Origin of the sequence: Streptomyces sichuanensis (assembly GCF_020328095.1) — a bacterium.
In the GTDB taxonomy this organism is placed as follows: Bacteria; Actinomycetota; Actinomycetes; order Streptomycetales; family Streptomycetaceae; genus Streptomyces; species Streptomyces cinnamoneus.
Window position 1 is genome coordinate 1 of record NZ_JAIXMK010000150.1, and the last position, 13,515, is coordinate 13,515.

The window sequence follows — 13,515 nt, forward strand, 5'->3', positions numbered from 1 at the left end:
TGGGGTCAGTGGCCGGTCCGGTCGGCGAGGACCGCGGGCGGTTCGTCGTCCATCTCGAAGGCCATCGGGAACGGGGCGTGACCGGCGAGGCGGAACCAGCGCACCTTGCGGTGGCGGCGCAGCGCCCGGGCGGCCCGGACCGCGTCGTTGTGGAACCGCCGCGCCATCGGCACCCGGCGCACGGCCTGGGTGAGCTCCCCCAGCGACTCCTCACCGCCCGGCGCCTCCCGCACCGCCTCGACCTGCGGGGCCTCGGCGAAGACCGCCCGCAGCGCCTGGCTCAGCTCGCTCTCGGCGACCTCGCGGTGCTCCTCCTCCGCCTGGCGGGCGGCGTGCGCGGCCTGGTAGAGCACGATCGAGGCGGCCGGATCGAGGACCCCGGCGGTGGCGAGCTCCTGGGCGACCGAGGCCCGCCGCAGCAGCTGGGCGTCCAGGGCGGCGCGCGCGGCGTCGATGCGGCTGTGCAGCCGGTCCAGGCGGCCCGCGGTCCAGCTCAGGTAGACGCCGATGACGACCAGGGCGGCCGCGATCCAGATCAAAGTGGTCACGCCGGGTCACGTTACCGCTCGGCGAGGGGCCGTTCCGCGCCGCGGGCTCCACCCAGGGGTGGAGAGGAGGTGGAGAGGGGCCGCCGCACATTCGACCCTGGCTCCGATCCGTCTCCACCCACCGGGTCCCTAGTGTCGATGCAGGACGCCGGACTGCCCGACCGGGCACTGCAGGAGGCACCTCATGGACACCTCGGCACCACACTCGGACGCGCCCACGCACACGGACGCGACCACGACCACGGACACGACCACGCCGCCCGCGCCGCAGGCGACCGCGGCGGGGCAGGGATCGCGCCCCGCGCGGGCGCTCCTGATGCCTCTGGCCGTCACCATCGTCCTGCCGATGCTGCTCTACTACGCGCTGCGGGCGCAGGACGTCGCCCAGTGGCAGGCGCTGCTGTTCAGCGGCGCCATACCGGCGGCGCATGCGCTGGCCAACGCGGTGGTGCGCCGGCGGGCCGAGTTCTTCGACCTGTTCGTGGTCGCGCTGCTCGCCGTCTCGGCGGTGACGTCGCTGATCAGCGGGAATCCCCGGGTGCTGCTGCTGAAGGACGCGGGGCTCCCGGCGCTGCTGGGGGCGTGGATATTGGCCACGCTGTTCCTCTCACGGCCGTTCACGTTCCACTTCGGCAGCCGACTGCGGGGGCCGGCCGCGGCGGCCGAGGCCGAGCGCGCCTGGCGCGACCGGCCGGAGTTCCGCGAGGCACTGCGCGGGCTGACGGTGCTGTGGGGCTGCTTCCAGTTGCTCGACGCCTTCCTCAGCACGGTCGCGGCCCTGGTGCTGCCCGTCGACGCGGTGCCCGTGACGGGCAGGTTCCTGTCGTACGGGCTGCTTGCGGCGGTCGCCGTGATCACGGTGCGGCGCAGCCGCCGGTTCCGGGCGCAGCACGGCATAGCCCTGTTCGGGGCCCGGACCGCAGCCGGCTGACCCGGGCCGACCACCGTCGGCAGGGGGGCCGGCCGATCCTGGCGCGAGCCTCGACCACCATCGGCCGGGGTCGGTCCGGGGTCGGCCGAGGTCGGCCGAGGTCGGTCCAGGGCTCAGTCGCGGGCGAGGCCGAAGCGGGCGCGCAGGCCGGTGCGCTCGTCGGCGGCGACCGAGGCCGCGCCGGCGGTGACCGTTTCGTAGACGGCCAGGATGTCTGCGCCGACCACGGACCAGTCGAAGCGGCGCACGTGGCGGCTGCCGCGCTCGCTGAGCTCCGCGCGGCGCCCGGCGTCGCCCAGGAGCCGGACGGCCGCGGCGGCGAGGGCGTCGGCGTCCTCGTTGGCGAACAGCTCACCGGCCGCGCCCTGGTCGAGGACCTGCGTGAAGGCGTCCAGGTCGCTGGCGAGGACGGGCGCGCCGGCCGACAGGGCCTCGACGAGGATGATGCCGAAGGACTCGCCGCCGGTGTTGGGCGCGACGTAGACGTCGACGCTGCGCAGCAGGCGGGCCTTGTCCTCGTCGCTGATCATGCCGAGGAACTCGACGTTGCCGCGCATCTCGGGGGGCAGGCCGGCGACGGCCTCCTCCTCGTCGCCGCGGCCGGCGACGAGGAGCCGGGTGCCGGGGCGTTCGGCGAGGATCCTCGGCAGGGCGTTCATGAGGACGGGCAGGCCCTTGCGGGGCTCGTCGATGCGGCCGATGAAGCCGATGGTGCCGCCCTGCCACTCGGGCCGGGGCTCGGCGGCGGCGAAGAAGCCGACGTCGACGCCGTTGGGGATGACGACCGCGTCGCCGCCCAGGTGCTCGACCAGGGTGCGGCGGGCGTACTCGCTCACGGCGATGCGGGCGCTGATCTTCTCCAGGGCGGGCTGGAGGATCGGATAGGCCGCGATCATCGCCCGGGAGCGCGGGTTGGAGGTGTGGAAGGTCGCCACGATGGGGCCCTGGGCGGCCCAGCAGGACAGCAGACCCAGCGAGGGGGAGGTGGGCTCGTGGATGTGGATGACGTCGAAGTCGCCCTCGTGCAGCCAGCGGCGCACGCGGGCGGCGGAGAGGAAGCCGAAGTTCAGGCGCGCGACCGAGCCGTTGTAGGGGACGGGCACGGCCCGCCCGGCGGAGACGACGAACGGCGGCAGCGGCGTCTCGTCGTCGGCCGGGGCCAGCACCGACACCTCGTGACCCAGCCGGATCAGGTGCTCGGCCAGGTCCCGGATGTGGAACTGGACGCCCCCGGGGACGTCCCATGAATAGGGGCAGACGATCCCGATCCTCACGGCTTCTCCGTTCCGGAGCTCTCGGATGGGCGGGGCCGGCTCGGCCGGGGTTCGAGGTCGGCGAGCCACAGCCGCTGCAGCATGTGCCAGTCCTGCGGGTGCTCGGCGATGCCCGCGGCGAAGGCGTCGGCCACCTGCTGGGTCATGGCCGCGGCCTTCTCCGCCCGGGTCCCGCCCTCCGGCACCTCGACGGGGGCGTGTATCCGGCCGCGCATCACCGGCGAGCGGTCGTACCAGAGGGTGACCGGCAGCAGGACGGCACCGGTCTGCACGGCGAGCATGGCGGGCCCGGCGGGCATCTTGGCCGCCTCGCCGAAGAAGGAGACCTCCATGCCCGACGAGGACAGGTCGCGGTCGGCCACCAGGCAGACCAGCCCGCCCGAGCGCAGGCGGCGGGCGAGCGTGCCGAAGGCGCTGCCGCCGGCGTGCGGCAGGACCTCCATGCCCAGGCCCTCGCGGTAGGCCACGAAGCGGTCGTAGAGCGTCTCCGGCTTGAGGCGCTCGGCGACGGTGGTGAAGGGCACCCCGAGCCGGGCGGTGACCCAGGCGCCGGCCAGGTCGTAGTTGCCCATGTGGGGCAGGGCGATCACCACGCCGCGCCCGCTCGCCAGGGCCTCCTGCAGGTGGTGCAGGCCCTCGGGGGCGAAGCCGGTGCGGATACGGTCCCGGCTCCAGACGGGCAGCCGGAAGGATTCCATCCAGTAGCGCATGTAGGAGCGCATGCCCGCCCGGGAGAGCTCGGCCAGCCGGGCCGGGGAGGCATCGGGCACGACCCGGGCGAGATTGGCCTCCAGACGCAGCACCCCCTTGCCGCGTCGCTTCCAGGCGGCGTCGGCGATGCCCCGGCCCAGCCTCGTGGCCACGGGCTCGGGGAGCCGCTTGACCGTGCCCCAGCCGAGCCCGTACAGCGCGTCCGTCAGCCGCTCCCTCACGCGGCGTCGCTCCCGCCGGCGGCCAGCGCGGCGTCGGCCTCGGCGGATTCCCGGCGCACGGTGACCATCCGCTGGATCAGGGTGACGAGGCTGCCCACGGCCACGATCCACAGGGCGATCGGCAGCAGGACGTCGATGTGCGGCACGCCGAACTTGTGCAGTCCGGAGAGGCCGCAGGCCACCAGGGAGATCACCAGTCGCTCGGCCCGCTCGACCAGGCCGTTGACGTTCACCGGCAGGCCGATGCTCTCGCCGCGCGCCTTGGTGTACGACACGACCTGGCCGCTGGCGAGGCAGAAGATCGCCACGCCGCACAGCAGGTTGTCGGAGCCGCCGCCCGCGTACCACAGCGCGAGCCCGCCGAAGATGGCCGAATCCGCGACCCGGTCCAGCGTCGAGTCCAGGAAGGCGCCCCAGCGGCTGGAGCGGCCGAGCTGGCGGGCCATGTTGCCGTCGACGAGGTCGGAGAAGACGAAGAGGGTGATGGTGATGGTGCCCCAGAAGAACTCTCCCTGGGGGTAGAAGACCAGTGCTCCCGCCACCACACCACCGGTCCCGATGAGGGTCACCGCGTCGGGGCTGACGCCCAGGCGGATGAGCAGGGCGGCGAACGGCGTGAGAACACGCGTGAAGAACGCACGCGCGTACTTGTTCAGCATGGCCTTCCCGGAGGGTCGTGGCGGGCCGGATGGCGGAAGGGCCACCGGCTGGCCCATCGTAGCCAGGCCGCCGGGGCCCGCTGCGCAGACGTCGCTCCCCCGGCCCATGGCGCAGGTCACGTGCGCGCGGCAGGCGCCGCGGCGGGCTCACTCGGGGGGCGGGCGGTTGCGCGCGCGTGTGCGACGTATGGACGCAGCGTGACCACGGTGGAAAGCTCGAAGGACCGCAGGTGTCGACCGGGAGGCGAGACACATGGGCGAGAAGACGAGTACACACCCAGGGGCCGCGGGCAGAGCAGTGGCGGCCGACCGGCCGGGCAACATCCGCAACGTGGTGCTGGTCGGCCACAGTGGCTCCGGCAAGACGACGCTGGTCGAGGCCCTGGCCCTGGCCACGGGCGCGATCAACCGGGCGGGCCGGGTCGAGGACGGCGCGGCCCTGTCCGACTACGACGAGATCGAACACCGACAGCAACGCTCGGTCCAGCTGTCCCTGGTGCCCGTCGAATGGGCCGGCATCAAGGTCAATCTGCTGGACACACCCGGCTACGCCGACTTCGTCGGCGAGCTGAGGGCCGGTCTGCGGGCAGCGGACGCGGCCCTCTTCGTCGTCTCGGCCGCCGAGGGCGCCGAGGGCATCGCCGGGCCGACCCGCATGCTGTGGGAGGAGTGCGCGGCGGTCGGCATGCCCCGCGCGATCGTGGTGACGCACCTGGAGGCCGCCCGCGCGGACTTCGAGGAGATGACCGAGACCTGCCGCACCGCCTTCGGCGGCGACTCCCCCGACGGCGTGCTCCCCCTCTACCTGCCCCTGCACGGGGCGGAGGGACCCGACGGCCACCGCCCCGTGGCCGGCCTCATCGGGCTGCTCACCCAGCGCGTCTTCGACTACTCCTCCGGCACCCGGACCGAGGCCGCGCCCGGCCCGGACCACCTGCCTCTGATCGAGGAGGCCCGCAACCGGCTCATCGAGGGGATCATCGCCGAGAGCGAGGACGAGACCCTCATGGACCGCTATCTCGGCGGTGAGGAAATCGATGTCAAGACCCTGATCGAGGATCTGGAGCAGGCCGTGGCCCGCGGCCGCTTCCACCCCGTCCTGGCCGCCGCGCCGGCCACGGACGGTGCCCAGCAGGGCCTGGGCACCGTCGAGCTGCTCGAACTGATCACCGGTGGTTTCCCGACCCCGCCCGAGCGCACGGCCCCCGCCGTCACCACCCCCGACGGCGCCCCGCGCCCGGAGCTGGCCTGCGACCCGGCCGGCCCGCTGGCCGCCGAAGTGATCAAGACCGCCTCCGACCCCTACGTCGGCCGGATCTCCCTGGTCCGCATCTTCTCCGGCACCCTGCGCCCGGACGAGACGGTGCACGTCTCCGGCCACGGCCTGGAGGACCGCGGCCACGAGAGCCACGACGTCGACGAGCGCGTCGGCGCCCTCTCCTCGCCGTTCGGCAAGCACCAGCGGCAGCTGAACCAGGCCATCGCCGGCGACATCGCCTGCGTCGCCAAGCTCGTCCGCGCCGAGACCGGCGACACCCTCTCCGGCCGCTCGGACCCGCTGCTGATGGAGCCCTGGCTCATGCCCGACCCGCTGCTGCCCGTCGCCATCCAGGCGCACAGCAAGGCGGACGAGGACAAGCTCTCCCAGGGCCTGGCCCGGCTGGTCGCCGAGGATCCCACCATGCGGCTGGAGCACAACCAGCACACCCACCAGGTGGTCCTGTGGTGTCTGGGCGAGGCCCACCGGGAGGTGGCCCTGGAGCGGCTGCGCACCCGCTACGGCGTCCAGGTCGACGTGGTGCCGCACAAGGTGTCGCTGCGCGAGACCTTCGGCACGCGGGCGGCCGGCCGCGGCCGGCACGTCAAGCAGTCCGGCGGGCACGGCCAGTACGCCATCTGCGAGATCGAGGTCGAGCCGCTGCCCGGCGGCTCCGGTATCGAGTTCGTCGACAAGGTCGTGGGCGGCGCGGTCCCCCGCCAGTTCATCCCCTCGGTGGAGAAGGGCGTGCGCGCCCAGGCCGCCCGCGGCGTCGCCGCCGGCTATCCGCTGGTCGACGTCCGGGTGACCCTCGTCGACGGCAAGGCGCACTCGGTGGACTCCTCGGACGCGGCCTTCCAGACCGCCGGCGCCCTCGCCCTGCGCGAGGCCGCCGCCGAGAGCCGCATCCATCTCCTCGAACCGGTCGCCGAGGTCCAGGTCCTCGTCTCCGACGAGTACGTGGGCCCGGTCATGAGCGACCTGTCCGGCCGGCGCGGCCGCGTCGTGGGCACCGAGCAGTCCGGGGCCGGCCGCACCCTGGTCCGCGCCGAGGTGCCGGAGATCGAGATCGGCCGCTACGCGGTGGACCTGCGCTCGCTGTCGCACGGCACCGGACGGTTCAGCCGTTCCTACGCACGGCACGAGCCGATGCCCCCGCAGCTGGCGGAGCGCATTCGCGAACAGACGGAGAACGGGGCATAGTTCGCAAGCCGCCCGCTTCAACTCACAAGGAGCGGGCGGCTTTCCGATCTCCCACGACAGACGGCCCCCGTCCCATTACGCTGAGCACGCGGCCCATGACGCACGCCATGGGCGGTAGTCGGGAGCAGGCCGGCGCACCGGACGCGTACGGCATTGGGGGCAGCAGTGGCAGCAGGGGACGGGTACGACTTCAGCCCGGGCGCACAGATCCCGGTTTCCGGCGGCGCCGGCCAGACCGCGGCCACCTTGGCCCTGGCCTCGGCGGCCTACCGGGACGGCCCGGTCGACGAACTGCTCAAGGCCAACTCCGACTGGGCCACCTCCGAGGTCAAGAAACCCCGCATCTCCCTCTTCGAGCCCAACCTCGGCGAGGCGTTCGCCCGCGCCGTGCAGACCCGGATGCTCGGCGGCGGCCGCAAGCCCCTCATCCAGTCCTTCGGCCTCGAACCGCAGGTCATCGTCGAGCACTGCCTGGCCGCGTCCCGCATCCGCAAGCAGCGCGACGCCCGGCTCACCCTGATCATGGCGGTCTTCGGACTGCTCTTCCTGCCCGGCGCCCTGCTGTGGCTCGGCGCCTTCCAGCTCCGCCGCAGCCTCGCCGGCGCCCAGAACAAACGCGTCGGAGCACTCGGCTCCGCCCTGCTGGGGCTGCTCGCCCTCATCGTCGTGGTCTTCATGGTCAAGGCCCCGCTCAACGGCTTCCTCGGCCTCTACCTCCGCGCCATGGTCGTCGCCCCGCTCATCGGCGGCTTCCTCGCCCGCAGCATCTGCGAGCGCACCGCGAAGGACCTCCGCGACCGCTGGACCGGCCTGCTCGACGGCAATGCCGTCAGCGCCAAGATCCCCGAGACCGTCCCCCAGACTCCCGGCGAGAGCGCCGCCGAGCAGCTGCGCCAGAGCCTGGCCCGGGTCTCCGCCGAGCAGCAGAGCAACCTCGTCTTCTACGCCGGCCCCAAGGGCATACTCGGCATGGGCACCCGCTGGGGCAGCTGGCAGCTGGCCGAGGACCTCGTCCCCCGCACCCCCGGCCAGGACATCAATCCCTTCCGCAGCTGGGACATCGTCCGGGCCGTCCACGACCAGCTCAAGCTGCTGGAGCGCACCCCGATCAACGCCGGCGGCCTCACCGCGCCGCACGTCGAGCACTGGGTCGTCTCCCCCATCGGCGAGGGCGCCGGCGCCGTCTCCCGCCCCGGCGGCACCGACACGGCCGCGTACCAGATAAGGGGCGCCAAGCTCCAGGAGATCTGCGACAAGCAGCACTTCGGCAGCGGCGACCGCCACTACCTCGGCGTGCAGTTCGTCCTGTGGGACGGCCAGCTCGTCATCAACCTCCTCATCAACGTCACCGTCCTGCACAAGACGCTGCGCATCGAGGTCACCGGCCACGCCCTCGGCCCCACGCACGCCGTCTTCAACGGCAAGCCCAAGAACCGCACCCGGACCTTCAAGAAGGGCCTGAAGTTCTGGGAGACCTACACCCGCACCCTTCCCGTCGTCGAGCCGAGGGAAGTCGTACGGCTCGCCGCCCGCGCCCCCCTCACCTGGTACCCGCCGCTCCTGGAGTACTGGGGCGGCAAGCTCGTCCTGCCCGAGCCCTTCGGCCTGCGGCACGCCTGGGCCGACAAGCCCTGGCGCCACCGCTTCATGGCCGACGACGCCCTGCGCGCCGCCACGCCCGTGCTGCGCGTCGTGCACGAGGCCACGCTGCGCGTCCTGGCCGAGCACGGCGTCGACACCGACCGCTTCGGCAGCCGCGCCAACGCCCTCAGCGCCGCGGTCCAGGACGTCAAGCCCGCCCGGGTCGACGTCTACGACGCCTGAGCGGGCCCGTCCCCTCGCCGGGCCTCACCGGAAGATGCCGGTGTGGCCCAGCGAGTACCGTCCCGGCTGCGGATAGACCGCCAGGCCGTGCGGCCCGTCGCCCACCTTGATCCGGGCGATCTGGTGCCCGTCCTCGGTGTCGATCGCATACACCTCGCTGTTGTAACGCCCCGACAGCCACAGCACCTTGCCGTCCGCCGACACCCCGCCCATGTCCGGGCTCCCGCCGTCCGGCAGCTCCCACTTCTTCACCAGCTTGCGGCTGGGCAGGTCCAGCACCGAGATCGAGCCCTCGCCCCGGTTGGAGATGTACATCGACTTCGAATCGCGGCTCACGTACAGGCCGTGCGCGCCCTTGCCGGTGGGCATCAGCCACGGCTCACCGAACTTGTCCCCGTCGAGCACCCACACCCCGTCGGCGATCATGTCGGCCACGTACCAGGTCCTGCCGTCCGAGGCGATCTTCACGTCCTGCGGCATCGCCCCGTCGAACGGCAGCTTCTGCTGGCCGATCACCTTCATCTGCGCCGTGTCGACCTTCAGCAGCTCTCCGGAGAACTCGCAGCTGACGATGAAGTACCGCCCGTCCGGCGAGAAGTCGGCGTGATTGACGCCCAGACAGTTCACGTGCTCGGTCTTGACCCGTTTCATCGTGTGGGCGTCCCGGAAGACCAGCTCCCGGTCCATCGACGCCATCACCACCGCGTACTTGCCGTCCGGGGTGAAGTAGAGGTTGTACGGGTCGTGCACGTCCACCGTCTTGCCCGCCTTGCCGGTGGCCGGGTCGATGGGGGTGAGCGTGTGGCCGCGGTCGTTGTTGACCCACAGCGTCTTCAGGTCCCAGGACGGGACGACGTGCTGCGGCTGGCTGCCCACCGGGATCGTCTCGATGACCTTGTACGTCTGCGGGTCGATGACGCTGACCGTGTCCGACTCCGTGTTGGGGACGTACACCCGCGAGGGGAAGTCCTTCACCACCGGCGACAGCGCGTTGGGCCGGTCGGCGGCGTACAGGTCGTTCGGATCCAGCAGCGGCGGCATCCCCGGCAGCCCCTGCGGGACGGCACCCCGCGCCGCACCCTGACTGTGCGAGCCCTGTTGCGGCGGCTGCCGCGCGCCCGCCTCCTCGTCCTTCCCGCTGCCGCAGCCGGAAGCGGCCAGCAGGGCACACACGGCCGCGAACAGCGCAGCGGCCGAACGCACGCCACGCGAGCGGAAGGGAGTACGCGGACGGGGGCGGTGATGCGAGGACTGGGTCATCGGGTCAGCAGCTCCGTTGTCGTCACCGCGCGCAGGCCGCGGCGGTGCAGGCCGTCGAGGATCGCGGGCAACGCGGCCACCGTGCCGGCGTGCCCGAAGTGCAGACTCACCACCGACCCGGGCCGCACCGCGTTCAGCACGGCACGCCGGACCGCCTCGGCCCCCGGGTCGGTGAAGTCGAGGGAGTCCACGTCGTACGACAGGACGTGCGGGTACCCCGCCTTGCGCGCCAGCCGCACCACCAGATCGGTCGCCCGCTGCGCGCGGGAGGGCCGGAACCAGCGGCCGATGCCGCCCGTGAGCCTGCGCAGCCGGTCGGCGCACTCGGTGATCTCGGCGTAGGCGGCCTTCTCCGGCATCGAACAGATGCTCAGGTGCCGCATGGTGTGGTTGCCCAGTTCGTGCCCGCCGTCGAGCACGCGGCGCGCCATCCGCGGCTCGGCGTCGAGCCAGTCGCCCACGGCGAGCACCGTGACCCGGGCCCCGGCCCGTTCCGCTTCCGCCAGCGCGGCGGTGGCCGACTTCGCGTCGCCGCGGCCGTGGAAGGTGAGCGCCACCGCCCGGCCCCGGCGCGGGCCGTGGTCGATCTGGGCCGGCAACCCCGGGGGCAGTCCCGGCAGCAGCAACGGTGGCCCCGGCGGTACGCCCGCACCACGGGGCGAGCCCGTCGGCGACGGTGTGCGCTGCGGCCGCGACGGCCGGACACCCCTGGCCGGCCGCTCCCCGTCGCAGCCCGCGGCGGCGGCCCCGGCGGCCCCGGCCAGGGCGCCGCCCGCGACGACGCGCAGGACGGTGCGGCGGTGAAGAAAGGTCACCGTCCTATTAGAGCTTCTTTAAAAAGAATTTGTGTGATTTGCCCGTTTTCGACAGGGTCGTGTCCTCTTCGATTGAGGTCAGCCGGGTCCGGTCGCGTTATGACCGTAACGGCCCCGGCCGACGCCCCGCCAGAGGCCCTGCTGACGCACGCAGCCCCACCGGGAAGGATCCCGGTGGGGCTGCGCATCGAGGTGTCCGGCTGTCCGGCTACGCCTCGGGGGCCTGCAGGTGGCCGAGGAAGTGCAGGGCTCCCTCGACGGCGTCGCGCAGGTGGTGCCGGGCACCGCCGGCATCGGCCTTCTCGCGGAGGACCGGGAGGAACACGTCGTTCGGGTACCCCTCCCCCGGGACCTCCCCGGAGCCCGAGAACTGGGCCCAGATGACGATCATCATCTCGTTGCAGGCCCGCGCCTGCTCCAGGCCCTCCGGGCTGCCCTCCGTGAAGATCAGCCGGGCGGAGAACCCGAGCCGGCTCCCGAGGGCCTGCAGGAACGTCTCACGGAGAGGCGATTCGAGGGCCGACCGGACTTCATCCTGAACGCTCATTGGGGTATGTCCCAGAAATCCTCGTCGCTCATGATTCTTCCGCCATGACGTTCACGCGGCAGGGAATGGATATCGTAGCCGCGGTCCTGCAGCACCTTGAGCCGCGTGTTCCCGTTCGCCACGTCCCCGTTCGGGTGCACCCGCAGCGCCTCATCGGCGCCCGGCCGCAGGGAGTGCACGATCTCGTCCGTGTCCTTCTTGCCCCAGTAATCCAACGAGCTCTTGCTGAAGCTCTTCTCGTTGTGGATCAGGTTCAGCGGAACGTTGCAGACGTCGTCGTCCCAGCCGAACATCGCGAACGACGCCCGGCGCGCGACGCCGCGCTTCAGCCCCGGCCTCTTGCACGCCTTGCCGAGCTTGCTGCCCTTGACGTAACTGACGCCCTTCTCGCCCCACTTGGCGAGCTTGGCCGCGGTCGCCCCCTCACCCGCGATGGGGATGGCGGCGAGGCAGGACATGCCGGCGTTGACGTAATCGCCTTCCGCCCCGTACCAGGCGCAGTTGATGCCGTTGGTCACCGTGCCCAGGCCGGGCACGGCACCCGCGACGTCGAGCAGGAAGTGGCCGCCCTCGCGGAGCCAGCCCCACCTGCCGGCCTTCTTCTTCTCCTCGGCCTCCCGGCGGGCCTGCTCCTTCTTGGCCTGCTCGATCCGCTGCCTGCGGGCCTCCTCGTCGCGGCGGCGCTGCTCGTCCTCCGCGCGCTGCTTGGCGACCGCGACGGCGAAGGCTTCCTTCGCCGCCGTGCCGGCGGCCGTGGCGTCCTTGCCCGCCGCAACGGCCGAGGCACGCGCCGCGCTGGAGGCGGAGTACGCCTCGTCGGCGGACGACCGCGCCCACTGGGCCGAGGCCCCGGCGCGGCGGGCGGAGTCGTCGGCGTCCCGGGCGTCCCGGCGGGCCGACGCGGCGGCCTCGCGGGCGGTCTTCGCCGACTTGGCGGCCTCGGCCGCCGACGTCTCGGCCTGCTGGGCCGACGTCCTGGCCTGGTTCGCGTAGTCCTTGGCCTTGTCGGCCGACTCCTTCGCCTGCTTGGCGTAGGTGTCCGCCTCGCTCGCCGCCTTGCGGGCGACGGCCGCGACGCGGGCGGCCTCGGCGGCGTCCTGCTGTGCGGTCGCCGCGACACCGGCGGCCTCGGCGATGATGCGCTGCACCTCGGCCACGTGCGTGGCCGTCAGCTGGTCCTTGCGGGCCGCCTTGTACTGCCCCGCCTGGACGAAGCCGTGCAGCAGCGCGGCCGGCCCCTCCAGGGCCACCTGGGCCGCGGCCTTGGTCTCGGCGCCGCCGCTGGTGAACAGCTGCACGGCCCGTACACGCTCGTCGGACTCCCGGGCGGCGTACTGCCCCTCGTTGAGGAACGCGCGGAGCTTGTCGGTCGAGCCGTCCTTCAGCGCGGCCTGGGCCGCCTGCTGGATCTGACGGTCACTGCCGTTGGCGATCTGGACCACGCGGATGCGGTAGTCGTTCGCCGCCGCCTGGTGCTGACCCGTGCGCAGGAATTCAGCGACCTTGGCGGCGTCGCCCTTGAGGGCCTCCTCCGCGGCCTTGCGCACCGGCTCCGAGTCGGCCTGGTCGGCCAGCGCCTCGACGCGGGCCCGCTCGTCCAGCTGGGCGGCCTCGTTCCAGCCCGCCTGCACGTACGCCCGGACCTCGTCGTCCGTCCCGGCGAGAGCGGCCTCGGCAGCCGAACGGCTCCACGGGCCACGGACCTTCATGGCCGCGAGGGCCACCTTGCGGCCCTTGGCGGCGACGTCCTTGGTGTCCGCGCCCGGCTTCGCTGCCTCGGCGGCGAGGCGCGCGGCCTGGTCGTCGAGGTCCTTCGCGTCCTTCACGGCACGGGCGGAGACGGCCTTGCGGTCCTCGTCGTCGGCCTTGAGGTCCCTGGCCTCCTCGATCGCGGCCGCCGTACGGGCCTTCAGCTCCTCGGCCTCGACCTTGCCCGCCAGCTTGTGCACGTCGCGGGCCTTGTCGACGGCGGCGGACGCGGCGTCGGCCGCCTTCTTGGCGGCCTCGGCGTGAGCGGTGGACTCGCTCGCCGCCTTCATCGCGTCACCGGCGTACTTCGCGGCCCGTTCGGCCTCGTCCGCCGCCTTCTCGGCGTGCTCGGCAGCCGAGTTGGCCGCGTCCCGCGCCGCGTAGGCCGCGCTCGCGGCCTCCCGCGCCAGGGATTCGGCAGCACCCGCGGCACGCGTGGCCTCCCGCGCGTGCCGGTGCGCCGACGCGGCGGCCTGCCGTGCCCGCGCCGACTGCGCCCCGGCCGCCTCGGCCAG

At 72.9% G+C, this 13,515-nt stretch carries 10 protein-coding genes and 1 pseudogene; 3 read left to right on the forward strand and 8 right to left on the reverse strand.

What is annotated here, in order from left to right; genetic code table 11:
• Positions 1-5 precede the first annotated feature (5 nt).
• Complete coding sequence (locus tag LE181_RS28720; protein ID WP_225664432.1) at positions 6-548, reverse strand: LemA family protein; 543 nt, start codon at positions 546-548, stop codon at positions 6-8.
• Positions 549-732: 184 nt separating this feature from the next.
• Here LE181_RS28720 and LE181_RS28725 point away from each other — a divergent pair, with 184 nt between their 5' ends.
• The gene (locus tag LE181_RS28725) at positions 733-1,479 is read left to right on the forward strand and encodes a VC0807 family protein (RefSeq protein WP_225664433.1); all 747 of its coding nucleotides are present in this window, start codon (positions 733-735) and stop codon (positions 1,477-1,479) included.
• Positions 1,480-1,592: 113 nt separating this feature from the next.
• Here the strand turns inward: LE181_RS28725 and LE181_RS28730 are convergent, their stop codons facing one another.
• Genes LE181_RS28730 through pgsA form a run of 3 tightly spaced genes read right to left on the reverse strand, consistent with a single transcriptional unit; the run spans position 1,593 to position 4,344 of the window.
• Positions 1,593-2,753: a glycosyltransferase family 4 protein gene (locus tag LE181_RS28730; RefSeq protein WP_225664434.1), complete on the reverse strand. Its 1,161-nt coding sequence runs from the start codon at positions 2,751-2,753 to the stop codon at positions 1,593-1,595.
• The gene (locus LE181_RS28735; protein ID WP_225664435.1) at positions 2,750-3,685 is read right to left on the reverse strand and encodes a phosphatidylinositol mannoside acyltransferase; all 936 of its coding nucleotides are present in this window, start codon (positions 3,683-3,685) and stop codon (positions 2,750-2,752) included. Before LE181_RS28735 ends, LE181_RS28730 begins: the two co-directional genes overlap by 4 nt.
• Positions 3,682-4,344 (reverse strand): phosphatidylinositol phosphate synthase, encoded by a 663-nt coding sequence (gene pgsA, locus LE181_RS28740; protein WP_225664436.1) that lies wholly within the window; start codon positions 4,342-4,344, stop codon positions 3,682-3,684. The genes LE181_RS28735 and pgsA overlap by 4 nt, the downstream gene beginning before the upstream one ends.
• A gap of 253 nt (positions 4,345-4,597) precedes the next feature.
• On the opposite strand from pgsA, the gene LE181_RS28745 reads away from it, so the two are divergent.
• Together LE181_RS28745 and LE181_RS28750 are read left to right on the forward strand one after the other, a co-directional pair.
• The gene (locus LE181_RS28745) at positions 4,598-6,805 is read left to right on the forward strand and encodes an elongation factor G-like protein EF-G2 (RefSeq protein ID WP_225664437.1); all 2,208 of its coding nucleotides are present in this window, start codon (positions 4,598-4,600) and stop codon (positions 6,803-6,805) included.
• A 165-nt stretch (positions 6,806-6,970) separates the two neighbouring features.
• Positions 6,971-8,629 carry an AbeC-like domain-containing protein gene (locus LE181_RS28750; RefSeq protein ID WP_225664438.1) on the forward strand — a complete coding sequence of 553 codons (1,659 nt, stop codon included), beginning with the start codon at positions 6,971-6,973 and terminating at the stop codon, positions 8,627-8,629.
• Between the two features lie 24 nt (positions 8,630-8,653).
• Here the strand turns inward: LE181_RS28750 and LE181_RS28755 are convergent, their stop codons facing one another.
• From LE181_RS28755 to LE181_RS28770, 4 genes and pseudogenes are all read right to left on the reverse strand, one after another.
• Positions 8,654-9,889 carry a YncE family protein gene (locus tag LE181_RS28755; RefSeq protein WP_225664439.1) on the reverse strand — a complete coding sequence of 412 codons (1,236 nt, stop codon included), beginning with the start codon at positions 9,887-9,889 and terminating at the stop codon, positions 8,654-8,656.
• Positions 9,886-10,704 (reverse strand): polysaccharide deacetylase family protein, encoded by an 819-nt coding sequence (locus tag LE181_RS28760; RefSeq protein WP_225664440.1) that lies wholly within the window; start codon positions 10,702-10,704, stop codon positions 9,886-9,888. Before LE181_RS28760 ends, LE181_RS28755 begins: the two co-directional genes overlap by 4 nt.
• A 208-nt stretch (positions 10,705-10,912) precedes the next feature.
• The gene (locus LE181_RS28765) at positions 10,913-11,251 is read right to left on the reverse strand and encodes a hypothetical protein (RefSeq protein ID WP_225664441.1); all 339 of its coding nucleotides are present in this window, start codon (positions 11,249-11,251) and stop codon (positions 10,913-10,915) included.
• Positions 11,248-13,515, reverse strand: a pseudogene (locus LE181_RS28770) (hypothetical protein); the annotation flags it as partial. The pseudogene LE181_RS28770 and the gene LE181_RS28765, both read right to left, overlap by 4 nt.

What these genes read in the sequence shown, in the direction of transcription:
- LE181_RS28725 (WP_225664433.1), top strand. Translation starts at nt 733, where the DNA reads ATGGACACCTCGGCACCACACTCGGACGCGCCCACGCACACGGACGCG.
- pgsA (WP_225664436.1), bottom strand. Translation starts at nt 4,344, where the DNA reads ATGCTGAACAAGTACGCGCGTGCGTTCTTCACGCGTGTTCTCACGCCG.
- LE181_RS28745 (WP_225664437.1), top strand. Translation starts at nt 4,598, where the DNA reads ATGGGCGAGAAGACGAGTACACACCCAGGGGCCGCGGGCAGAGCAGTG.
- LE181_RS28755 (WP_225664439.1), bottom strand. Translation starts at nt 9,889, where the DNA reads ATGACCCAGTCCTCGCATCACCGCCCCCGTCCGCGTACTCCCTTCCGC.
- LE181_RS28765 (WP_225664441.1), bottom strand. Translation starts at nt 11,251, where the DNA reads ATGAGCGTTCAGGATGAAGTCCGGTCGGCCCTCGAATCGCCTCTCCGT.